This window comes from Streptomyces sp. NPDC001700, assembly GCF_053596435.1.
Window position 1 is genome coordinate 328,126 of sequence record NZ_JBSFGE010000005.1, and the last position, 22,478, is coordinate 350,603.

At 71.9% G+C, this 22,478-nt stretch carries 18 protein-coding genes and 1 pseudogene; 9 read left to right on the top strand and 10 right to left on the bottom strand.

Annotated features, from left to right (window positions below):
• Positions 1–79 precede the first annotated feature (79 nt).
• Positions 80–1,696 (bottom strand): IS200/IS605 family accessory protein TnpB-related protein, encoded by a 1,617-nt coding sequence (locus tag ACWC5C_RS12560; protein ID WP_450875415.1) that lies wholly within the window; start codon positions 1,694–1,696, stop codon positions 80–82.
• Positions 1,697–1,902: 206 nt separating this feature from the next.
• Here ACWC5C_RS12560 and ACWC5C_RS12565 point away from each other — a divergent pair.
• Positions 1,903–2,598 (top strand): annotated as a pseudogene (locus tag ACWC5C_RS12565) (mycothiol-dependent nitroreductase Rv2466c family protein); the annotation flags it as partial.
• Here the strand turns inward: ACWC5C_RS12565 and ACWC5C_RS12570 are convergent.
• Entirely contained in the window at positions 2,544–4,427 is a 1,884-nt protein-coding gene (locus tag ACWC5C_RS12570; protein ID WP_450875416.1) for a helix-turn-helix domain-containing protein, read from the bottom strand. The pseudogene ACWC5C_RS12565 and the gene ACWC5C_RS12570 overlap by 55 nt on opposite strands.
• 199 nt (positions 4,428–4,626) lie before the next feature.
• Here ACWC5C_RS12570 and ACWC5C_RS12575 point away from each other — a divergent pair, with 199 nt between their 5' ends.
• A complete protein-coding gene (locus ACWC5C_RS12575) occupies positions 4,627–5,196 on the top strand; it encodes a DUF4232 domain-containing protein (protein ID WP_450875417.1) in 570 nt (189 codons plus the stop codon).
• On the opposite strand, the gene ACWC5C_RS12580 is transcribed toward ACWC5C_RS12575, so the two are convergent.
• The 5 genes from ACWC5C_RS12580 to ACWC5C_RS12600 all read right to left on the bottom strand — a co-directional run bounded on the left by ACWC5C_RS12580 (position 5,186) and on the right by ACWC5C_RS12600 (position 10,880).
• Positions 5,186–5,953: an SDR family oxidoreductase gene (locus ACWC5C_RS12580; protein ID WP_450875418.1), complete on the bottom strand. Its 768-nt coding sequence runs from the start codon at positions 5,951–5,953 to the stop codon at positions 5,186–5,188. The genes ACWC5C_RS12575 and ACWC5C_RS12580 overlap by 11 nt on opposite strands.
• Positions 5,946–7,688, bottom strand: coding sequence for an N-acyl-D-amino-acid deacylase family protein (locus ACWC5C_RS12585; protein ID WP_450875419.1), 1,743 nt, complete (start codon positions 7,686–7,688; stop codon positions 5,946–5,948). The genes ACWC5C_RS12580 and ACWC5C_RS12585 overlap by 8 nt, the downstream gene beginning before the upstream one ends.
• A 139-nt stretch (positions 7,689–7,827) precedes the next feature.
• Complete coding sequence (locus ACWC5C_RS12590) at positions 7,828–8,955, bottom strand: LLM class flavin-dependent oxidoreductase (RefSeq protein WP_385443623.1); 1,128 nt, start codon at positions 8,953–8,955, stop codon at positions 7,828–7,830.
• Positions 8,956–9,088: 133 nt separating this feature from the next.
• The gene (locus tag ACWC5C_RS12595; RefSeq protein ID WP_450875420.1) at positions 9,089–9,883 is read right to left on the bottom strand and encodes an SDR family NAD(P)-dependent oxidoreductase; all 795 of its coding nucleotides are present in this window, start codon (positions 9,881–9,883) and stop codon (positions 9,089–9,091) included.
• A 49-nt stretch (positions 9,884–9,932) separates the two neighbouring features.
• Positions 9,933–10,880: an LLM class F420-dependent oxidoreductase gene (locus ACWC5C_RS12600; RefSeq protein WP_450875421.1), complete on the bottom strand. Its 948-nt coding sequence runs from the start codon at positions 10,878–10,880 to the stop codon at positions 9,933–9,935.
• Between the two features lie 198 nt (positions 10,881–11,078).
• Here ACWC5C_RS12600 and ACWC5C_RS12605 point away from each other — a divergent pair, with 198 nt between their 5' ends.
• Complete coding sequence (locus ACWC5C_RS12605; protein WP_450875422.1) at positions 11,079–12,074, top strand: helix-turn-helix domain-containing protein; 996 nt, start codon at positions 11,079–11,081, stop codon at positions 12,072–12,074.
• A gap of 217 nt (positions 12,075–12,291) precedes the next feature.
• Here the strand turns inward: ACWC5C_RS12605 and ACWC5C_RS12610 are convergent, their stop codons facing one another.
• Positions 12,292–13,518 carry an amidohydrolase family protein gene (locus ACWC5C_RS12610; RefSeq protein ID WP_450875423.1) on the bottom strand — a complete coding sequence of 409 codons (1,227 nt, stop codon included), beginning with the start codon at positions 13,516–13,518 and terminating at the stop codon, positions 12,292–12,294.
• Positions 13,519–13,813: 295 nt separating this feature from the next.
• On the opposite strand from ACWC5C_RS12610, the gene ACWC5C_RS12615 reads away from it, so the two are divergent.
• From ACWC5C_RS12615 to ACWC5C_RS12625, 3 genes are all read left to right on the top strand, one after another.
• Positions 13,814–16,744, top strand: a complete 2,931-nt coding sequence (locus ACWC5C_RS12615) for a BTAD domain-containing putative transcriptional regulator (RefSeq protein WP_450875424.1) — start codon at positions 13,814–13,816, stop codon at positions 16,742–16,744.
• A 200-nt stretch (positions 16,745–16,944) separates the two neighbouring features.
• Complete coding sequence (locus ACWC5C_RS12620) at positions 16,945–17,196, top strand: hypothetical protein (RefSeq protein ID WP_385443633.1); 252 nt, start codon at positions 16,945–16,947, stop codon at positions 17,194–17,196.
• A gap of 249 nt (positions 17,197–17,445) precedes the next feature.
• Complete coding sequence (locus ACWC5C_RS12625) at positions 17,446–17,664, top strand: hypothetical protein (RefSeq protein WP_450875425.1); 219 nt, start codon at positions 17,446–17,448, stop codon at positions 17,662–17,664.
• 66 nt (positions 17,665–17,730) lie between these two features.
• Here the strand turns inward: ACWC5C_RS12625 and ACWC5C_RS12630 are convergent, their stop codons facing one another.
• On the bottom strand, positions 17,731–19,332 hold the full coding sequence (locus ACWC5C_RS12630) for a FadD3 family acyl-CoA ligase (RefSeq protein WP_450875426.1): 1,602 nt from the start codon (positions 19,330–19,332) through the stop codon (positions 17,731–17,733).
• Positions 19,333–19,433: 101 nt separating this feature from the next.
• Between ACWC5C_RS12630 and ACWC5C_RS12635 the strand changes: the two genes are divergently transcribed.
• From ACWC5C_RS12635 to ACWC5C_RS12645, 3 genes are read left to right on the top strand one after another with little or no spacing between them, the layout of a single operon-like run.
• Positions 19,434–20,579 carry a lipid-transfer protein gene (locus ACWC5C_RS12635; protein ID WP_450875427.1) on the top strand — a complete coding sequence of 382 codons (1,146 nt, stop codon included), beginning with the start codon at positions 19,434–19,436 and terminating at the stop codon, positions 20,577–20,579.
• A 3-nt stretch (positions 20,580–20,582) separates the two neighbouring features.
• Positions 20,583–21,047 carry a Zn-ribbon domain-containing OB-fold protein gene (locus ACWC5C_RS12640; RefSeq protein WP_450875428.1) on the top strand — a complete coding sequence of 155 codons (465 nt, stop codon included), beginning with the start codon at positions 20,583–20,585 and terminating at the stop codon, positions 21,045–21,047.
• On the top strand, positions 21,044–21,811 hold the full coding sequence (locus ACWC5C_RS12645) for an enoyl-CoA hydratase/isomerase family protein (protein WP_450875429.1): 768 nt from the start codon (positions 21,044–21,046) through the stop codon (positions 21,809–21,811). Before ACWC5C_RS12640 ends, ACWC5C_RS12645 begins: the two co-directional genes overlap by 4 nt.
• A 16-nt stretch (positions 21,812–21,827) precedes the next feature.
• Here the strand turns inward: ACWC5C_RS12645 and ACWC5C_RS12650 are convergent, their stop codons facing one another.
• On the bottom strand, positions 21,828–22,403 hold the full coding sequence (locus ACWC5C_RS12650; protein WP_450875430.1) for a hypothetical protein: 576 nt from the start codon (positions 22,401–22,403) through the stop codon (positions 21,828–21,830).
• Positions 22,404–22,478: the final 75 nt, after the last annotated feature.

Genomic DNA, 22,478 nt, shown 5'->3' on the forward strand with positions numbered 1-22,478 from the left:
GGGCCTCCATTGGAGATCGGGTTGGTGAGGAGCACGCCGTGACGGCGACAGTGACCGTGGACTTCTGGTTCGACCGTTCCTAAAGACTGAGCGGGTGTGAGTCCTGATGCCAGAACCCATGCTCAGCCGCGTGCCCCGAACGGTGTTGGACATGCTGGTCGCCCACGTTCGCTCCGCTGCCGGGCGGCACGGATCCTGTCCGTGGTCCGGGAAGGCGGGGGCGGGGTCCCTCACGCCGTCGGGTCTCCGGTCGGGCCTGGGCGGGCCGAGGCCCCACACGATCGCTCTGGTCGTGCGGGGGCGGTGCCGTCCGTCGCCGGATCGGGTGTCCGAGGGCGCGTCGCCCGATCGCGATGCTTGCCGCATCGTGCCGGGAAACCTTGCGGTTGCTGGTGCTGAGGGGCTGCTGCCAGTGCTGGGCGCCCCACCTGGAGGTATAAGCCGGGTCGACCGCGACGATGGCAATGTTCTGCTCGGCGGCCATCGCCACCAGCCGGGCCCTCAGCTTCGCGGTGGGGAAGCGGGAGATCAGGCGGCGGAAGCGTTTGTTGCGGCCGTACTTCTCCCGGCACCGGCCATCGGTGAAGTCCAGGTCCTCGACCGCGATCGCCCCCGCCCCGGTGGCCCGGGTATGGTGCAGCAACCTGGTGAGCGCGTGCCGGATCTGCGCGTCGCGATGCTGGGCCGAACCGCTCAGGCCATAGGAGAAGCGGCGGGGCTCGCCCGCCGGGTTGCCGTGGATGTCCAGGCGCCAGACGGCCAGGTGATCATCGTTCATGTCGACGGCGACCACACCCCGGGCCAGCGCGGCCTCCAAGGGCAGGACCGGGGCGGGGGTGCGTTGCCAGGACGCGGTCACATACCAGCGGCCGCGTACTGCGTCGAGGTGGATGCGGTAGGCCACCGCCCGGTTCGCGGTGATGCGGTCCCGCCACTCCTGGCCCCGGGGCTTGAAGGCGGCGGTCGCGTCCAGCACATACCGGCCGTGCGGGGCGTTGGCCAGATGAGCCAGCGCGGCGGGGAGCTTGATCGAGAGCTGTCCGGTGGCGGTGATGCGAATGGTTTCGTTGCCCAGGGGTTTACCGGACTCCCCGTCGGCGGCCAGGAACATCCGCGCCGCCTTCCACCGCTCCTGCCACGCCTGCTCGGTCAGCCCAGCCTGGTCCAGGTGGTGGCGCAGGCGCGCGAGCTTCTTCCCGCCGCGTGTCACCCGCACGCGGCCCGCCGCCCAGTCCGCCTCCACCCCGGCCAGCCGGGCCCGCAGCGCGTGCAGGCGCCGGGACTTGGCGTGCCACTCGGGTCGCGAGCCGTAGCCGCGTGGCACGCCTTCCCGCTTGCCCGCCTTCGCCCCCAGCGGACGCGCCAGCCGCGCCTGGACCGAGGCGATCTGCTTGCGCAGCCACGCCATCTCGGCTGTCTGTCCGCGCCGGGCCAGGGCCCACTGGTCGTGAGTGGCCTTGGTGATACTGCCTGCCCACCGCGCCGATGAGACTCCGGTCAGCTCCCGCTTACGGACCGCCCAGGTCTGGCTGCCGTGCTCCAGGCCCTGTCGGGAACGTACCGCGAGATCACCAGCGGCCAAGCTGCCGAGGAACACGCCGACCTCGGCCAGTACCGCCGCATCGGTCTCCGACACGCGTAACCGGGCCCGGACCGCCACCCCCGTTGGGCCGGGCACCACGAACGGCTGCGCCACCTCCCGCACCCCGCCCAAACCCCTCACCCCCGGCCGCCATCGAAGACCCACTCGCCCCGTCCAACGACCGCCACCCGCAAAGGTCACGCATTCGATATGCGCACCCTCGTTCCCGACGCTCCCACACCCCTCGGCCGCCGAGTACCAGCGCTCACTCACGCTCGCAAGAGCGCGCTCGCACACGGTCAAGCGGCAGCAGTTCCACACCAGCCTGCCCCTACAGCTGGCTCACCTCGCGGTGGGTGGTGGAGGCGGCCAAGGTCCGGCCCCTGGAGGTGCGTTGGCGGATCATGAGCTTGGCGGTGCTCAACGAGGGGCGCGATGACGATCCTGAGGGTGACCCCGAGGGCTACCTGTGGATACCCGTACGTATCTGCGCCGCCGTGCTGCGGCGGTACGGGCAGGAAGCGCTGGGCGCGTTCTACGCCGCCCTCTGGGCCGATCGCGGCGGCGACGGTGACGGTGGCGGCGCCAAGCGGTGGATGAACGATCCCTCGGTGGCGCTGGCCGATGTCGGGCTGCCTCCGGAGCTTGCCGACGCCGCCCGGTTCAGCGGCGGCTACGACGACGCGGTGCGCGCCTCGCACGCCGAGGGCATCGCGCTCCTCGGCCCTCATGTCGGCACGCCGGTCGTCGCCTTCCCGGCCCCGGGCGGTGACGACGGCGCGCGGATCGCCTTCTTCGGGCCGGTGCTGTCCCAGGTCCCGCGTGGCGAGGACGCCGGTCGGCTCTGGGACGCCACCGTGCTGGTCGCGGGCACCCCCGGTTTCCACGAACTCAAGGGCGCACCGGCCGACCCGTCCCCCGACGTGAGCGGCTGGGCGGCGACCGGCAGCTACTCCGGGCGCTACTCCGGCTCCTGCTCCGGGCGTTCGATCCACTCGCTGCCGCCCAGCGGGTAGTCGTAGCCGGGGCGGCCGGTGTTGGCACTGGTGCGGAAGGGGGTGCCGTTGTTGTCGATGTGCACGGTGCCGTGGCGGTCGCCGCTGGACCATTTCAGGGCGAGGTCCCAGCGGACGTCGTGCGCCTTGGTGCGGGCGGTGACGTAGAAGACCTCCGGGTCGGACTCGCTGACCTTGTACGGGAAGTCGCGCTGACCGTTCTTGACGGTGACGGTGGGGCTGCCGTTGTCGAGATCGACGTCGAACGACTTGGTCCCGACGCCGCCGCCGCAGCCGACGCCCATGGAGTAGTCGTTCCAGGCGAGCGGGGCGCCCTTCGCGACGACGCGTATGTGCAGCGCCTCCAGGACGACGGTGTCCTCACCGGTGCCCTGCACGGTGAGCGCGACGCGCTGCTGGTCCGAGGAGACCGCGTTGTTGGCGGCCGCCCAGCGGGGGGCGTCCTGCTCAGGGGCGGGCGGGCCGACGTGTTCGGGCTCGGCGTTGACGAGGAAGGTCTGGCTGCACGGATCCTCGTAGGTGTACGGGCGGGTGGCGACGTTGAGCGGTACGCCGCCGGTGCGCTCGGCGGCGCCCCCGCCCCCACCGCCACGGGCACCCCCGCCGTCGCGTGCGGCGGGCTTCGACGCCGGGGCGGAGGGCTCGCCGGGCTTCGCGCTCCGGGAGGGAGACGGGGTGGAGGGCGACGCGGACCGGCGCTTGCCGTCCGCCCGGTCGGTGGTTTCGGGTGCGGTGGTCGGGACGGTGACATCGCTCGCCCTCCGGTCCTCGCCGTCGTCCCCGGAGGACGGCAGATTCACGGCGACCACGAGGGCGCCCAGCACGGCGGCCGTCGTGACGGAGGCGATGAGCGCGGTGCGGCGCCGAGTGAGTCGTACGGGCTCGGGGCGCCGCACAGGAGCGGGCGAGGCGGTGCCGCCGACGACGGGTTCACCGCCTACGCCGGGCTCGGCAGCTCCGGCGGGCGCGGCGGGGTCGGCGGGTCCGGCGGGCACGGCGGGTCCGACGGGTCCAGCCGGTCCGGCAGGTTCGGCCGGTGCAGCGGGCTCGGCCGATGCGGCGAGTTCGGCCGGACCGGCAGGTTGGGCGGGTACGGCCGGTTGGGCCGGTTGGGCCGGTGCGGCGGGTCCGACCGATGCGCCAGGTGCAGCCGGTTGGGCGGGTACGGCCGGTCCGACCGATGCGCCGGGCTCGGCCGCTGCGCCGGGCTCGGCCGCTACGGCGGGCTCAGCCGCTGCGGCGGGCCCGACTAGTTCGGCAGGCCCAGTCGGTCCGGTCAGTCCGGCGGCCTCGGCAGGTCCGGCAGGTCCGGCAGGTCCAGTCAGTCCGGCGGGCCCGACCGGTTGGGCAGGTCCGACCAGTTCGGCAGATCCAGTCGTTCCGGCGGGTACGGCCGGTACGGCCAGTCCAGCCGGTCCGGCCAGTCCGGCGGGCTCGGCAGACCCGGCAGGTCCGGCCGATTCGGCGGGTACGGCCGGTCCAGCAGGTCCGGCAGGTCCGGCAGATCCGGCCGGTCCGGCGGGGGCGGGGCCCGGAGCGGTGTCCGGGGGCGTGGTCTTACGCCTTCGTGCCTCGTCCGCCAGGATCCACCGCCGGTGCAGCTCGACCAGTTCGTCCGGCGTCGCCCGGCACACCCGGGCTATCCGTTCGGCCGGGGCGTAATCGGGCGGCACCGCGCTGCCGTTGCAGTAACGATGCAGCGTGGACGTGCTCATATGTAACCGCTTGGCGAGCGCCCCGTAGCTCAGCCCCGAGCGTTCCTTGAGCCCCCGCAGCAGCTCCGCGAACGCCCCCGCGTCCGCCCCGGTGGCCCCTGTTGCCCCTGACACCCGTTCCTCCCCATCCCTGTGCGGCCCGGCGCGTCCCATTTCCGCGTCCCAAGCCCCTGACGTTCCCCCTGGTCACAGCCCGTTTTCGCGTTCCACTGTCCCCAACTGCCCGGATTTCGTTGCGGCTGGGACGGATCACCCCACAAGCTCCGGTCATCCAAGCACCACACGCACCGCACCGCCGAAAGGGCTCACCCATATGTCGAGCATCCGCAACTCCCGCACCCGTGTCCGGACCGCCGCCGCGTCCGTCGCGGTCGCCGCGTTCTCCCTGGCCGCGTTCGGCAGCGGAGCGATGGCCCACGCCGAGGGCGCGCGGGCCGCGGGGGCGGCGAAGGCCAAGGCAACCGTCACCTGCCAGGGCTCCAACACCAAGACGGTCGCGACGCTCCTGAACCGCCCCATCAACCACATGCTGCTGACGGTCACCAACACCGGCAAGGTCCCCTGCAACCTGTACCAGTACCCGGCCGTCCAGTTCGGCGAGGCCCAGTCGGTGCCGCCGGTCATCGAGGAGTCGAAGCCGCAGGCCGTCGTCACGCTCGCGCCGAAGGAGTCCGGCTACGCCTCGGTGAACCTGTCGGCCGCCGACGGCAGCGGTTCGAACGGCCACACCGAGAAGTCCCTCAACGTCTGGTTCCAGGGCCGCACCGCCGACGAGGACACCACTGCGGCCCGCCCGGCGCTGCCCGCCAAGGGCGTCTGGATCGACGACTCCATCAAGGTCACCTACTGGCAGCAGAACCTCGAGGACGCCATCATCTGGTAGCACCGGGCGGGCGGTAGGCCGCCCGGACGCGGCGGCCGCCGTCCACCACCAGATCCGTGCCGGTGATCCAGGACGCCTCGTCGGAGACCAGCCAGCGCACCGCGCGGGCCACGTCCTCCGGTTCGCCGATGCGGGCCAGCGGGAGGGTGGCGGCGATGGACGGTTCGTCGGGCTCCCAGACGAAGCGGGCCATCTCGGTACGGATCAGCCCCGGGGAGACCGCGTTGACGCGGACGGACGGGGCGAGTTCGGCGGCGAGCTGGCGGGTGAGGCGCAGCAGGGCGGTCTTGCTGGCGCCGTAGGCACCGATGCCCGGGCCCACGCCGTGGGTGCCCTCGGTGCAGATGTTGACCACCGCACCGCCGTGGTCACGCATCCAGGCGCGCCAGGCGGCCTGGGTCAGCCGCAGCGGGGCCTCCACGTTGACCGTGAAGGCCCGGCGCCAGGCGAGCGGGTCGGCGTCGATCAGCGGCCCCAGCGGGGCGTTGGTGGCGGCGTTGTTGACGAGGATGTCGAGGCGGCCGAAGGCGGCGACCGTGCGCCGCACGGCCGCCTCGATGTGCGTCGCGTCCGCCACGTCCCCCTGGCAGGCGATCGCGTGCGGGCCCAGGGCGCGGACGGCCTCGGTGAGGCCGTCCGCGTCCCGTGCCGTCAGGCACACCGCCACCCCGTCCGCCGCCAGCGCCGCCGCCACGGCCAGGCCGATGCCGCGCGAGGCGCCCGTGACCAGGGCGGCGCGCCGCACCGGTTCAGCCACGCGTCGACACACTGCGGGTGTCGCGGCCCGAGCGCAGCACCCGGCCCGGGATCGCGCCGGTGATCTCGTCGTCGCGGATCGTCTCGACGCCGCCGACCCGGACGCTCACCATGCCCGTCGCCCGGGAGTCCAGGCGGGGGCTGTCGCCGGGGAGGTCGTGGACGAGCTTCGCCTGACCCGCGTCGATCCGTTCGGGGTCGAAGAGGACGAGGTCGGCGTGGTAGCCCTCGGTGATACGGCCCCGGTCGCGCAGCCCGAACAGCCGGGCCGGGTCATCGGTGAGCATCCGGACGGCCCGCTCCAGGGGGAGCAGCTTCCGGCCGCGCAGACAGTCGCCGAGGAAGCGCGTGGTGTACGGGGCGCCGCACATGCGGTCCAGATGGGCGCCCGCGTCGGAGCCGCCCAGCATGACGTCCTCGTGCGCCCAGGTCTGCCGCCGCAGCTCCCAGCTGGCCGGGTCGTTGTCGGTCGGCATCGGCCACAGGACCGTACGCATCTCGTCCGCCGCGCAGATCTCCACCAGGGTGTGGAAGGCGTCCTGTCCGCGCTCGGCGGCGATGTCGCGGACGACGCGGCCGGTGAGCCCGGCGTTGGCCTCGCTGTACGTATCGCCGATGACGTACCGCTCGAAGTCGGCGAGGCGGCGGAAGACCCCGGCCTCGGGGCTGGTCGCGCGGCGCAGCATCTCCGACCGTACGGCGCCGTCGCGGAGCTTGGCGATGCGCTCCGGGATGGGCAGGCCCAGGATGTCGCCCCAGCCGGGGATGAGGTTGAGCGCGCAGAAGGTGCCGAGCGACATGTTCATGGGGGTGAGGATCGGCATGGTGAGGGCGACGATGCGGGCGCCCGCCTTACGGGCTCGTTCGCTGGCCTCCAGCTGACGCGGGACGCGCTCCGGGACGGCGGCGTCGATGGTCAGGACGTTCCAGTTGAGGGGGCGTCCGGCGGCGGCGCTCATCTCCACCAGCAGGTCGATCTCCTCGTCCGCGAACCGGTCGAGGCAGCCCGCCACGATGGCCTCGATCTGGGTGCCCTCGTGCTCGCCGACGGCCCGGCAGAGGGCGAGGAGTTCGTCGGGCCCCGCGTGCCGGGAGGCGACCGGCTGCCCGTCCCCGTCGGCGTGGGTGGAGGACTGGGTGGTGGACAGCCCCCACGCCCCCGCGTCCATCGCCTCGCGCAGCAGCCGCACCATCCGCTCCAGCTGGGCGGGGGTGGGGCGGCCGCCGATCGCGTTGGGGCCCATGACGTGGCGGCGCAGCGCGCAGTGCCCCACCATGAAGCCCGCGTTGACGGCGATGCGCCCCTCCAGGGCGTCGAGGTATTCGCCGAAGCTGTGCCAATTCCAGGGCGCGCCCTCCTCCAGGGCGACGAGCGACATGCCCTCGACCCGGCTCATCATGCGCCGCGTGTAGTCGGCGTCGGCGGGGCGCTCGGGGTTGAGCGGGGCGAGGGTGAAGCCGCAGTTGCCGCCCGCGATGGTGGTGACGCCGTGGTTCATGGAGGGGGTGGCGTACGGGTCCCAGAAGAGCTGCGCGTCGTAGTGGGTGTGCGGGTCGACGAAGCCGGGGGCCAGGACGAGACCGGTGGCGTCCTCGCTGGTGCGGGCCGGTTCGGTGACGGACCCCGGCTCGGCGATGGCCGCGATCCGTCCGTCCCGCAGGCCGACGTCGGCGATGTACGAGGGAGCGCCCGTGCCGTCCACGACGGTCGCGCCCTTGATGAGGTGGTCGAGCACGGGTGGGGTCCCTTCTGACGCCTGCCGTTATCTGTCTGACAACAACTGATATCTGTCAGCTGTTCGCTGCCACCTGTCAGCTGCTATCCGTCACCTGATCGCTGCCACCTGTCAGCTGAGATCTGTCAGCTGCCATCCGTCAGCTGTTCGCTGTCCGGCGGAAGCGGGTCGTGCGGTGCACCGGATCGGTGTCGATCTTCGGGATGACGTGCTCGCCGATGAGCTTGATGGTGTTCAGGGTGTCCTCGTAGCCGATGCCGATCGGCAGTCCGAAGGAGAGCTGATCGGCCCCGGCCTGTTCCCACCGCTTGCACTGCTGGAAGACCTCGTCCGGGTCGCCGCAGATCATCAGCTCCTCGGCGATGAGCAGCTCGATGATCTCCTCGGTGTAGTCGGGGAGGAGTTCGGGCCACTCCGGGATGCCGTCCGGGCGCGGGAACGTGTCGTGGTAGCGGAAGAGGAGCGACTGGAGGTAGTTGAGGCCGCCGCCGAGCGCGATCTCGACCGCCTTGGCGTGGGTCTCGGCGCAGATCGCGGTCGAGGTCACCATGACGTTGTCGTTGACGAAGCCACCGACCGGTTCGGCGTCCTTGACGGCGTTCTTGTAGGAGTCGAGGACCCACTCCATGTCGGAGACCTTCTGGACGGAGAAGCCGAGGACGCCGAGGCCCTTGCGGCCCGCCATCGCGTACGAGGACGGGGACCCGGCCGCGTACCACATGGCCGGGTGGCCGGTGCCGTACGGCTTGGGCAGCACCTTGCGGGGCGGGAGCGACCAGTGCTTGCCCTGGAAGCCCGGGTACTCGTCCTGGAGCCACATCTTGGCGAACTCGCCGATGGTCTCTTCCCAGATCTCCTTGGTGTGGTTCATGTCGGTGACGCCCGGGATGAACCCCAGGATCTCGTGGCTGCCCGCCCCGCGCCCCGACCCGAACTCGAACCGGCCGCCGGAGAGGTGGTCGAGCATGGCCACCTTCTCGGCGACCTTGACGGGGTGGTTGACCTGCGGGAGGGGGTTGAAGATGCCGGAGCCGAGGTGGATGCGCTCGGTGGCGTGGGCGAGGTAGCCGAGGAAGACGTCGTTCGCGGAGAGGTGGGAGTACTCCTCCAGGAAGTGGTGCTCGGAGGCCCACGCGTATTTGAAGCCGGACCGGTCGGCCTGGATGACGTACTCGGTCTCCTCGATGAGGGCGTGGTGCTCGGCCTCGGGGTCGGTGCGGCGTCGGCGCTCCGGCACGTATCCCTGTACGAACAGTCCGAATTCCAAGGGGGTCACCGCCTCCAGTCACAACAATCTGACGTACCGTCAGATTCGATTCCGAACCATGGCACCGGGAGGGTGGACCGTCAAGGGCCAGGCTTCAGACAGACGCCTCAGAAGGACGCTTCAGAAGGACGGCTCAGAAGACCGAGACACCGCTCAGCCAGCCGCCGTCGGCGACGATCGGCTGGCCGGTGATGTACGACGAGTCGTCCGAGGTGAGGAAGAGCGCCAGCCGGGCGACCTCCTCGGGGCGGCCGATGCGGCCCATCGGGATCAGCTTGCGGTAGAGGCCGTTCACCGCGTCCGACGCCTCGGCGACGTCCGTCGCCTCCGCCGCCGGGTCGAGCCGGGCGGGGTTGCTCATGGGGGTGTCGACCGCGCCGGGGCACACCGCGTTGACCCGGATCCCCTTGCCCGCCAGCTCCATCGCGGCCACCCGGGTCATCCCGACGATGGCCGCCTTGGTGGCGGCGTACGACGTCAGCAGGGCCATACCGGAGAGGGCGACGTACGAGGCGGTGTTGACGATCGTGCCGCCGCCCGCCGCCGCCAGCTCGGGCGCGACCGCGCGCATACCGAGGAACGCGCCTACCTGGTTGACCTGGACGACGGTCAGGTACTCCTCCAGCGGCGTGCTGGTCAGCTCGTTGAAGCGGAGGATGCCCGCGTTGTTGACCAGCCCGTCCACCGTGCCGAAGGTCTCTTTCGCGAACGCCACGGCGGCCGCCCAGTCGTCCTCGCGGCTCACGTCCAGATGGACGTACGCGGCGGACTCCTCCCCCAGCTCCTTGGCGACGGCCGCGCCCTGGTCGTCGAGGACGTCCGCGAGCACCACCTTCGCGCCCTCGGCGGCGAACAGCCGCGCCTCCTGCTCGCCCTGCCCGCGCGCCGCGCCCGTGACGATCACGACGCGTCCGTCCAGCTTGCCCATGGCGATCTCCTCAAGGGTTGGAGTCAAGGGTTCGGGTCAACGGTTCGGGTCAAGGGTTGAGATGGGGAGCGACACCGGTCGCGAAGGCGGCCATCTGGTCGGTCAGTTCGGCGCGGCTGCGGCTGCGGAACCGCACCTGGATCTGGTCCACGCCCATGGCCGCGTACGCGCGCAGCGACTCGGCCAGTCGCTCCGGCCGCCCGGTGAGCGTGCGCCGCCCCACGCGCCAGGACGGGTCGCCCACGTACAGCGGCTCGGCGATGGCGCCGATCTCGGCGGGCTCCTCGACGCCCGCCGCCTCGCGCAGCGCGCGCAGCCGGGCGATCTGGGCGGGGAGCCGGTCGCGCGGATCGCCCTGCGGCAGCCAGCCGTCGCCGCGCACCGCCGCCCGGCGCAGCGCGGCGGGCGACGAGCCGCCCACCCACAGCGGGGGACGCGGTGTCTGGGCGGGGCGCGGGGCCTGGCCGAGGTCTCGATACGCGAAGTACTCACCGTGGAAGTCGGCGTACTCCTCCGGCCCCAGCGCCGCCTTCAACGCGTCGACCGTCTCGTCGAGCAGCGGCCCGCGCGCGTCGAAGTCGACGCCGAGCGCGTCGAACTCCTCGCGTACGTGCCCGGCGCCGACCCCGAGGATCAGCCGCCCGCCGGAGAGGTGGTCGAGCGTCGCGTACTGCTTGGCGGTGAGCAGGGGGTGCCGGAGCGCGGCGACGGCGACATGGCTGAGCAGCCGCACCCGCTCGGTGGCGGCGGCCAGATAGCCGAGGGTGGCGACCGGGTCGTACCAGACGGTGCCCATGGCGTCGGCCAGCCGCCTGGGGATCGCGACGTGGTCGCAGACGGCGACGTAGGCGAAGCCGGACCGGTCGGCGGCGCGGGCGATGGCCACGAGGTCGGCCGGACCGGCGGCCTCCTCCCACGGTTCGGCGTAGAGGGTGCTCTGTGACTGGATGGGCAGCTGCATGCCGTAGCTCAACCGGCCCCGGGGCAGGACGCGCATGCCGGGCCTCCTTGTCGGTGGACCGCGGTGGACCGCTGTGGGCCACCGCGGCCCACGTATGGACCTCGGTGGACCGCCATCGTCATACCTGACGGTCCATCAGACAAGGCCGGTGTTATCGTACGACTGACGCGAACCCCAGGCCTCCCCCCAAGGCCACCGAGGGCCGCGCGCGTCCTTCCCCGCATGAGGGCAAAAATGATCGAGACAGTGTTCCGGTGCGACGACCTCCCCAAGGCGGACCGGTTCGACTACTGGCGCGAGCAGATGACGAACCTCATCGCGCCCATGGAGATGAGCAGTGACCACACCCGCGACTTCCAGGGCGAGGCACGCGTCCTGGAACTCGGCGCCGCCCATGTGTGGCCCACGAAGTTCCACCCGATGCGCTTCCGGCGGACGCCGAAGCTGATCCGGCAGTCGGATCCCGAGCTGTACCACTTCTCGTTCCTCCAGCGGGGGAACCTCCAGGTCTCCCAAGCCCGCCAGGAGACCGCGTACGGCCAGAACGGCCTGTACGTCGTCGACACCTCACGCCCCTACGAATGCGTGGCGTACGGCGACGCCCCCATCGGGGTGGGCCTGGAGATACCGAAGGCGCTGATCCCCCTCCCCGGCGACCGGATCGACCCGCTGCTCGCCCGCCCCATCCCCGGACACGAGGGGATCGGCGCCCTGCTGGGCGGCTTCCTCACCCGGCTGGCCTCGGACAACAGCACGTACCGCCCCTCCGACGGACCGCGCCTGGGGACCGCGCTGATCGACCTCGCGGCCAGCCTGCTCGCCCACGCCATCGAGGCCGAGAGCGCCCTGGCGCCCGAGACCCACCGGCACACCCTGATCCTGCGGGTGCAGAACTTCATCCAGCGGAATCTGCACGACCCGGAGCTGACCCCGGCCGACGTCGCCGCCGCGCACCACATCTCCGTCAGCTATCTGCACCGGATCTTCCGCGCCCAGGACACCACCGTCTCCCGGTGGATCCGGCAGCAGCGTCTGGACCGCGCCCGGCGGGACCTCGCCGACCCCGGGCTGGCCACCGCCCCGCTCCACGAGATCGCCGCCCGCCAGGGCTTCGCCCACGCCGCCGTCTTCAGCCGCGCCTTCCGCGCCGCGTACGGCATGCCGCCGAGCGACTACCGGCAGCTGGCGCTCAGGGGGTGCCTTCCGGATCATGCCGGGCTCCCGACCTGATCCGAAAGACACCCCCTAGGTCCCGTGTACCGGACGCACCCCCGTGACGTCCGGCACACACGGACAGCGTCCGCGGGCCAGCAGCTGGCCCGCACTCCCCCCGACAGAGCGGGACGCCGTGCCTCCAGCGTGCCGTAGCGCCGCGCGGGTGTCATTGACCGACAGTGGCCTCTTCCTTGGTCCTGAGTGAACCGCCCGCCCCGTGGCGACCCGGGGCTCAGGCTCCCGGTCCGGGCCAGAGCCCCTCGGCGGTGAGCCCCAGCAGCTCGATCGCGTTGCCCCGGACGATCCGCTCCACCACGTCCGGCGCCAGGTGCCCCATCTGCGCCTCGCCGACCTCGCGGGACTTCGGCCAGGTCGAGTCGGAGTGCGGGTAGTCCGTCTCGTACAGGACGTTGCCCACCCCGATCGCGTCGAGGTTCCGCAGCCCGAACGCGTCGTCGAAGAAGCAGCCGTAGACGTGCTCGGCGAACAGCTCGGACGGCGGGCGCAGCACCTTGTCGGCGACGCCGCCCCAGCCCCGGTTCTCCTCCCAGACCACGTCGGCGCGCTCCAGGATGTACGGGATCCAGCCGATCTGGCCCTCCGCGTACATGATCTTGAGGTTGGGGAAGCGCTCGAAGGTGCCGCTCATCAGCCAGTCGACCATCGAGAAGCAGCAGTTGGCGAAGGTGATGGTGGAACCGACCGCCGGGGGCGCGTCGGCGGAGGTCGAGGGCATCTTGGACGACGAGCCGATGTGCATGGCGATGACCGTGCCGGTCTCGTCGCACGCCGCGAAGAACGGGTCCCAGGCGTCGGTGTGGATGGAGGGGAGCCCGAGGTTCGGCGGGATCTCCGAGAAGCAGACGGCGCGCACCCCGCGCGCGGCGTTGCGCCGCACCTCGGCGGCGGCCAGCTCAGCGTCCCACAGCGGGATGATGGGCAGCGGTATGAGGCGGCCGCGCGCCTCGGGGCCGCACCACTCCTCCACCATCCAGTCGTTGTACGCGCGCACCCCGAGCAGCCCCAGCTCGTGGTCGGACGCCTCGGTGAAGGTCTGCCCGCAGAAGCGGGGGAAGGTCGGGAAGCAGAGCGCGGACTGGACGTGGTTGACGTCCATGTCGGCCAGCCGGTCGGGCACCGCGTAGGAGCCGGGCCGCATCTGCTCGTACGTGATGGCCTCCAGCCGGACCTCGTCGCGGGCGTAGCCGACGGCGGTGTCGAGCCGGGTCAGCGGGCGGTGCAGATCCTCGTACACCCACCAGTCGGCGATCGGCCCGTCGTCGCCGGGCGCGCCCATCTTGGGGGCGAACTTGCCGCCGATGAAGGTCATCTCCTTCACCGGCGCCCGGACGATGCGCGGACCGATGTCGTGGTACTTCGACGGGAGGCGGTCCCGCCAGACGTGAGGGGGCTCAACCGTGTGGTCGTCCACCGAGATGATCTTCGGGAAGCTCTCCATGCCGTTCACGGTAGCGCCGATCTGACGGAGTGTCAGTTATCGGGAACGGCAGTTATCGCGAGACAGGTTCGCCTTGTTGTCGGAAGCGGGTTCGCCGCGGCTTCCCCGCATCGTCGCCGCGCGTTCTCCCGCGCCCCCGCTATCACCGTGGCAACGCATACACCGCGCCACACACCATGGGCACTTCGGACAACTATGGCGGGCTTGTGGAGGACGCGGGGGCCCTACTGACGCGGGAGGCGTTGACAAGGCAAACTGGCCCGTGCGACGGGGAAGGACAGGCGAGGGGGAGACCATGGACGGCGAAAGGGAGCGAGTGCCGGGACAGCACTTGTACTTCACCGTGCTGGGCCCCGTCCGGGCCTGGCGGGGCGACGAGCAGATCAGCACCGGTTCGCCGCAGCAGCGCGCCCTGCTCGCCGCGCTGCTGCTGCGCGGCGGGCGCACCGCGACCGCGCCCGAGCTGGTCGACGGCCTGTGGGGCACCGAGCCGCCGGAGGCCGCGATCGCCGCGCTGCGCACGTACGCCTCGCGGCTGCGCAAGGCGTTCGGGCCGGACTCCGAGATCCTGGTGAGCGAGTCGGGGGGCTACGCGATCCGGATCGGCCTGGCCGCCCTGGACACCGATGTGGCCGAGCAGCTGACGGCCGAGGCGGAGAAGGCGCAGCACTCCGGGGACCGCACCCGGGCGCGCGACCTGTTCAACCGGGTGCTCGACCTGTGGGACGGCGAACCGCTGGCCGGAGTGCCGGGCCCGTACGCGGAGACCCAGCGCACCCGCCTCGACGAGTGGCACCGCTCCCTGATCGAGACCCGGCTCGACCTGGACCTGGAGCTGGGCCACCACTCCGAGGCGGTCTCCGAACTGACCGCGCTGACCGCCTCGTACCCGCTGCGCGAGCGGCTGCGGGAGCTGCTGATGCTGGCGCTGTACCGCAGCGGGCGGCAGGCGGAGGCGCTGGCCGTCTACGCCGACACCCGGCGGCTGCTCGCCGACGAGCTGGGCGTGGACCCGCGCCCCGAACTGTCCGCGCTGCACCAGCGGATCCTGGAGGCCGACGCGGAGCTGGCGGTCGCCGTGCACGCCGCCGACGAGCCGAACGGCGGCGCCGCGAGCTTCGTACGCCCCGCCCAGCTGCCCGCGACGGTCTCGGACTTCACCGGGCGGGCCCCCTTCATCAAGGAGCTGAGCGACCAGCTCGCCACCGCCGAAGGGCGTGTCATGGCCGTGTCAGCGGTCGCGGGCATCGGCGGCGTCGGCAAGACCACCCTGGCCGTGCACGTCGCGCACGCCGCGCGCCACCAGTTCCCGGACGGGCAGCTCTACGTCGACCTGCAGGGCTCCGGCCCCCTGGTCGCCGACCCCGGCGCGGTGCTGGGCTCCTTCCTGCGCGCCCTGGGCACCGCCGACAACGCCATCCCGGACGGCGTCGAGGAGCGCGCCGCGCTCTTCCGCTCCCTCCTGGACGGCCGCCGCGTCCTGACGCTGCTGGACAACGCCCGCGACGCCGCCCAGGTGCGCCCCCTGCTGCCCGGCACCCCGGGCTGCGCGGCGCTGATCACCAGCCGCCACCGGATGGTCGACCTGGAGAGCGCCCACCTGGTCGACCTCGATGTGATGAGCCCCGAAGAGGCGCTCGTCCTGTTCACCCGCATCGTCGGCGAGGAGCGGGTCGGCTCCGAGCGGGACGCCGCCATGGACGTCGTCGCCGCCTGCGGCTTCCTGCCGCTGGCCATCCGTATCGCCGCCTCCCGGCTGGCCTCCCGTCGCACCTGGACCGTGTCCGCCCTGGCGGGCAAGCTCGGCGACGAGCGGCGGCGGCTGGACGAATTGCGCGCGGGTGACCTCGCGGTCAAGGCCACGTTCGAACTCGGCTACGGCCAGCTGGAGCCGCAGCAGGCCCGCGCGTTCCGGCTGCTGGGCCTGGCCGACGGCCCGGACATCTCGCTGGCCGCGGCGGCGGCCGTGCTCGACATGGACGTCGACGACGCGGAGGACCTGCTGGAGGGCCTGGTCGACACCAGCCTCCTGGAGTCCGCCTCCCCCGGCCGCTACCGCTTCCACGACCTCGTCCGGCTCTTCGCGCGCGCCTGCGCGGAACGGGACGAGATGCCGCCCGCCGAGCGCGACGCGGCGCTGTCGCGGCTGCTGGACTTCTACCTGGCCTCCGCGGCCCGCGTCTTCGCCCTGGCCCGGCCGGGGGACCGGCTGGTCGACCACCTGGAGCCGACGCGCTACCCGGGGCTGGACTTCCAGGACTCGGCGGCCGCGCTCGACTGGATCTTCACCGAGGCGCACTGCCTGCTGGCCTGCGTCCAGCAGTCTTCGGCGGGGGACACGCTGCGGCGCGCGGCCGATCTCTTGCTGGCCACGAAGGATGTCGGCGAGTCGGGCGCCAACTCGTACCAGTACGAAGTCGCCGCCCGCACCGTGTGCGAGGCCGCGGTCGCCGCGCGGGACACCCACGCGGAAGCCCGTGCCCGCATGATGCTGACCCACATGTACCGGATGGCCAGCAAGTTCGACCGGGCCGACGCGGAGGCACGGCAGGCCATCGACCTCGCCGACGACGACCCCGTCCCCGGCTGTGAGGCGCCCAACGACCGCGGGATCATCGCGCTGTACCAGGGCCGCTACCAGGACGCCGAGGACCACTTCCGCCGGGCGCTGTCGGCCTTCCAGGCCGATGACAACCTCCCCGGGATCGCCGGGGCGCTGTGCAACGTCTCCCGGGCGCACGCCGCGATGAATCTGACCGACAGCGCCATCGACCTCGCCTCCCAGGGCATCGAGATCTACAGCGGCCTGGGCCTCTCCCTGCGGGTGGCGAACGGCAAGTTCGCCCTGGGCATCGCGCTCCACCGCGCGGACCGCCACGCCGAGGCACTGGAGCAGCTGACCAGCGCCCTCGAACTGTTCCGCGAGAACCGGCAGCGGCTGTGGGAAGGCTCCACCCACGCACGGCTCGCCGAGGTCCACCTGTCCGCCCACCGGCCGAGGGAAGCGGCCCTGCACGCCGAACAGGCCCTCGCGCTGCGCTTCGTCGGCGGCGAGTTCCGCCGCGGCACGGTGCTCAAGGTCCTCGGCCAGGCCCTGGACCTGATGGGCCAGACGGACCGGGCCCGGGCTTGCTGGCAGGACGCCCTGACCATCTACGAACAGCTGGGCGACACGACCCACGCGGACGAGGTGCGCGGGCTGTTGAAGCCCTCCGTAGTGGCGTAGCGGTCCTGGTTCAGGACGTTCATCAATCGTTTATCACGGACCGGCAGTCTTATTGCTGTCGATCCGTCCCCGCGGGGGGCAGACGGGTCGGTGAAGAGGCCACTTCTTGCCTCGTTAGGGTGAGCGGCCTTGCGTGCCCGTCCGGCGACCCACGGGGGAGTCGCCGGACGGGCGTTGTGCACCCCAATGAACCGAGCCCGATGGAGTTGATCCTGTTGAGCCAGGACAAGAAGCCCACGTCTGACGCCTTCCGGCCGCTCGACAACCACCCGGACAGCGCGACCCTCACCACGATGGACAACCATCCGGACAGCCCGTCGCCGCTGACCACCATGGACAACCACCCGGACAGCACGACCAAGAAGGCCAAGGCCGTCACGGCGGACAACCACCCGGACAGCCCGGCTCCGGTGACCACCATGGACAACCACCCGGACAGCACCACCGCGTAGCACATCCCGGTCACAACCCCACGGGGGACGCGGGGAGAACGGGGAGAACGGGGAGAACGGGGACCGGCCACGGCGGCACGGAGGGGAAGCCACCGCCGGCCGGTCTCCGGCATCAGCGAGCTGCCAATGCCTCTGGTCGCGCCAATCTTCGATCGCTTCAAGACAGAGCGTCGAACAATTGCACCATTTTTCACCGGCTGGGATATGAACCAGCGATTACCACCTTTTGCTCGTCACGGAGGTCCTGACATGACTCGCTCCACCAAGGCTGTCCTCGCCATAGCCTTTACGGCCGCCCTCGCCGCGGGCACGGCGGCCCCGGCGATGGCCGAGAACCACCCGGACAAGACGCGTACGGTCGTTCAGGACCACTTCCCGGACAGCGCGAACCCGGTCGTCCAGGAGAACCACCCGGACAGCCCCGCCCCGCTGGCTCCGGCCTTCGGGACGAGCGAGGCCGGTCGCTGACGACCGGTTCCGGACGGACCACGACGTGGGGCCCAGCCATCGCGGCTCGGCCCCACGTCGTCGTGGTCAGCCCGCACGCCCCCGCAGGCTGCGCTTGAGGACCTTGCCGCTCGCGTTGCGCGGCAGTTCCGGCAGGAACTCGACCTGGCGCGGCACCTTGTAGTTGGCCATCTCGCGGCGAGCCCACGCGATCAGACTGTCGGCCGTCACGGCGGAGTCCGGGCGGCGGACCGCGTACGCCTTGGCGACCTCGCCGAGGCGGGCGTCCGGGACGCCGACGACGGCGACATCGGCGATATCCGGGTGCCGGGCGAGGAGTTGCTCGATCTCGGCGGGATAGGCGTTGAAGCCCCCGACGATGAACATGTCCTTGATCCGGTCGGTGATCCGCAGATTGCCCTCCGCGTCGAGGACGCCGATGTCGCCCGTCCGCAGCCAGCCGTCCGGCGTGATGGCGCGGGCGGTGGCGACCGGGTCCTCGAAGTAGCCGCGCATCACGTGGAAGCCGCGGACCAGCACCTCACCGGGGGTGCCCGGCGGGCGCGGGCCGCCCAGTGGGCTCACGACCTTGACCTCGGTGTCCGGGATGGCGCGGCCGGAGGTGGCGGCGATGGTCTCCGGCGGATCGCCCCGGCGGCACATGGTGACGGTGCCGGACGCCTCCGTCAGACCGTACGCCGTCAGCACGGTGGCGACGCGCAGTTCGGAGCGCAGCCGCTCCACCAGCTCCAGCGGGACGACGGCGGCGCCGGTGACGACCAGGCGCAGCGTGGACAGGTCGTGGGCGTCCCGCGCCGGGTGGTCGAGGATCGCCTGGTGCAGCGTCGGCGGCCCGGGCAGCACGCTGACGCGCTCGGCGGCGATGCGGGCGAGCGCGGTGTCCGCGTCGAAGACCGGCTGCGGCACCATCGTCGCGCCGCGCGTCAGACAGGCGAGGACGCCCGCCTTGTAACCGAAAGTGTGGAAGAAGGGGTTGACGATGAGATAGCGGTCGCCGTGCGCCAGCCCCGTCACCTCGCTCCAGGTGTCGTAGACCCGCAGCGTCTGCCCATGCGTGATGACCACGCCCTTGGGGTCGCCCGTGGTGCCGGAGGTGAAGGTGATGTCGGAGGGGTCGGACGGGCGGACGGAGTCGGCCCGGGCCCGTACGGCGTCCGGCGGTACGGACTCGCCCGCCGCCAGGAAGTCCTTCCAGGTGCGGAAGTCGTCGGGTGCGTCCCCGGCGAGGACGATCACCTCGCGCAGATACGGCAGCCCCGGCAGCGGGACCCCCTGACCCGGCCCCTGCTCCGCCGCCCGCCGCAGCGACGCCACGTAGGAGGCGCCCAGGAAGGTGCCGGTGATGAACAGATGGGTGGCCCGGGTGCGCCGCAGGACGTACGCCGCCTCGGCGCCCTTGAAACGGGTGTTGACCGGGACGAGGACGCCGCCCGCGGTGACCGCGCCGAGGGCGGCCACGATCCAGTCGGTGGTGTTGGGCGCCCAGATCGCGACCCGGTCGCCCCGTTCGACGCCGGAGGCGACACAGGCGGCCGCGGCGCGTTCGATACGGGCGCCGAGTTCGGCGTACGAGATCCGCGCGCGGCCCTCGACAACGGCCTCCGTCGCCTCGCCGTAAGCCCGCGCCGCGTCGCGTATCAGCGCCGGGATGGTCTGCCACTGAGCCATGAGACGCCTCCGCACCCGGATCCCACTAGCTGACTGTCCGTCAGATTAGCGGTAGCCTTCCCCGCTGTCAGCACCGGTGACCGCGACGTACGGAGGTGGCCATGGGCCTGAAGGACGCGACGGCGATCGTCGGTATCGGCCAGACCCCGTTCGCCAAACGCCTCCCCGAATCCGAGAAGGCCCTCGCCTGCCGGGCGATCCTGGCCGCCCTCGACGACGCCGGAATCGCCCCCTCCGAGGTGGACGCCTTCGCCTCGTACACCATGGAGGAGACCGACGAGGTCGAGGTCGCCAAGGCGATCGGCGCGGGCGACGTCACGTTCTTCAGCAAGGTCGGCTACGGGGGCGGCGGTTCCTGCGCCACCGTCGCGCATCTGGCCGCCGCGATCGCCACCGGGCAGGCGGGCGTCGGGGTGGCCTGGCGCTCCCGCAAGCGCGGCAGCGGGCCCCGGCCCTGGACCAACACCCGCGTCCAGCTGCCCACCCCCGCCCAGTGGACCCGGCCCTACGGACTGCTGCGGCCCGCCGACGAGATCGGGCTGCTCGCGCGGCGCTATATGCACGAGTACGGCGCCACCCGCGACCACTTCTTCAACGTCGCGCTGGCCTGCCGCAACCGCGCCAACCAGAACCCCGCCGCGATGATGTACGAACGCCCGCTGACCCGCGAGATGTACATGACCGCCCGCTGGATCAGCGAACCCCTGTGCCTGTTCGACAACTGCCTGGAGACGGACGGCGCGCTGGCCTGCGTCATCGTCTCCGCCGAGCGGGCGCGCGACTGCGCCCGCCCGCCGGTGTACGTCCACTCCGCCGCCCAGGGGCTGCCCGCCCAGCACCACGGGATGGTCAACTACTGGAACGACGACCCGCTGACCGGGCCCGCCTGGACCGCCGCCCGACACCTGTGGAAAACCGCCGACTTCGGCCCGCAGGACGTGGACGTGGCGCAGATCTACGACGCGTTCACCCCGCTGATCCCGCTGTCCTTGGAGGGCTACGGCTTCTGCGGGCGCGGCGAGGGCGCCGCGTTCACGGAGGGCGGCGCGCTGGAGGTCGGCGGGCGGCTGCCGCTCAACACGGGCGGGGGCGGGCTGAGCGAGGCGTATGTGCACGGCTTCAACCTCATCACCGAGGGGGTCAGACAGCTGCGCGGAACCAGCACCGCCCAGGTCCCCGACGCCCGGACCTGCCTGGTCACGGCGGGCGAAGGGGTTCCCACATCGGCCCTGCTGCTGAGGAGTTGACCCATGACCGAGCTGACCGAGCCGACCGAACCCCCGGAACTGCTCCGGCCCGTACCCGACGAGGACGGCGCCCCCTTCTTCGACTACGCGGCGCGCGGGGAGCTGCGTGTCCAGACCTGCACCGGCTGCGGCGAACCGCGCTTCCCGCCCCGGCCCTGCTGCCCGCACTGCCAGTCCTTCGACAGCCTGTGGACAAGGACGAGCGGGCGTGGCCGGATCTGGTCGTACGTCCTGCCGCATCCGCCGCTGCTGCCCGCCTACGCGGCCCAGGCCCCGTACAACGTGATCCTCGTCGAACTGGCCGAGGCCCCGCGGATCCGGCTGGTGGGCAACCTGGTCGACTCCCCCGGCGCCGCGCTGAACTCCGTCGACCCGGCGCGCATACGCATCGGCGCGCCCGTACGGGCCGTCTTCCACCCCCTTCCGGGCGGGCCCACGGTGGTGCGCTGGCTGCTGGAGCGGCCATGACGGTCACGAAGGAGATCCGGGACGACGGGGTCGCGGTCGTCACCCTGGACCGGCCCGAGCGCCACAACGCCATCGACCTGGCGACCGCCGCCGAACTGGCCTCCGTATGGCGGGAGCTGCGCCGGGACGAGTCGGTGCGGGCGGTGGTGCTCACCGGGGCGGGCGAGCGGGCGTTCTGCACCGGGATCGACCGCACGGTGACCGTCCCGCAGCCGCCGTCCCCGTACGCGATGGACGATCCCCTGCGGGACATCGGGCCCAAGGCGAACGACCTGTGGAAGCCGGTCGTGGCGGCGGTGGGCGGAATGGCGTGCGGCGGGGCGTTCTATCTGCTGGGCGAGGCCGAGTTCATCGTCGCCGACGAGACCGCCACCTTCTTCGACCCGCACACCTCCTACGGGATGGTCAGCGCGTACGAGGCCGTCTACATGGCGCAGCGTATGCCCGCCGGGGAGGTCGCGCGGATGGCGCTGATGGGGACAGCCGAGCGGGTCTCGGCCGGGCGGGCCTATGAGACGGGGCTGGTCAGCGAGGTGGTGCCGCCGGGCGAGGCGGTGACCGCGGCGGTACGGGCCGCAGCGGTCATCGCGGCGCACCCCACGGAGGCGGTCCAGGGCACCGTACGGGCGCTGTGGGCGGCCAAGGAGGCGGCGCTGTCCCAGGCGCTCGCCCGGGCCCCGGAGCTGATCGCCCTGGGGAACCTGCCGCCGGACGCGCAGGCCGCGCTCTTCGCGGCCCGCACGCCCGGCTTCCGTACGCGGTGAGTCGGCGCCCGCCGAGTCAGGTCGTGTACTTGGAGGAGAGGCTGATCTGGCAGGTGTACTGAGTGCGCTTGGTGATGGTGTAGCTCGCGGTGGCCGTGAACGTCTCGCTCTCGCCGGGCAGCACGGTCACGTCCTGGCTGTCGTAGCCGAGCAGCCCGTCGCTCCCGTATTCGTTCCACTTGGTGCTGACCGAGTAGCGGAAGCTGCGGGAGGTGTCGGTGTTGGTGACCGTGATGTCGTACTTGAACTGGCTGGTCGACTGGTCGTAGCGGCAGTTGGTGCCGCTCGTCTCGCTGGTCGCGTCCGGGTTGTAGGTGGGCGGCGCGGAGTAGGTGTACGAGTCCGAGGGCGTCGGGGCGCCGTAGGACGGCAGGTCCGAGGGCCCGCTCGGCAGATCGGTGGGGATGTCGCTGGACAGGCCGCTGGGGTCGGACGCGGGCTCGTTGCCGCCGCTCGTACCGCCGGAGACGAACCCGTTGTCGCCTCCGCCGAGGCCGCTGCTCTTCTTCTTTCCGCATCCGGTGAGCGATCCGGTGAGCGCGAGAAGCCCGACCAGGGAGACGGCGAGCAGGCGTGAGGAACGGCGTTGCATGGAATTACCCCCGTGGAAAGCTGCAATCAAGCCAACCCGCGATGGATTGACAAGTGCACGCCACCCTAGCCAACG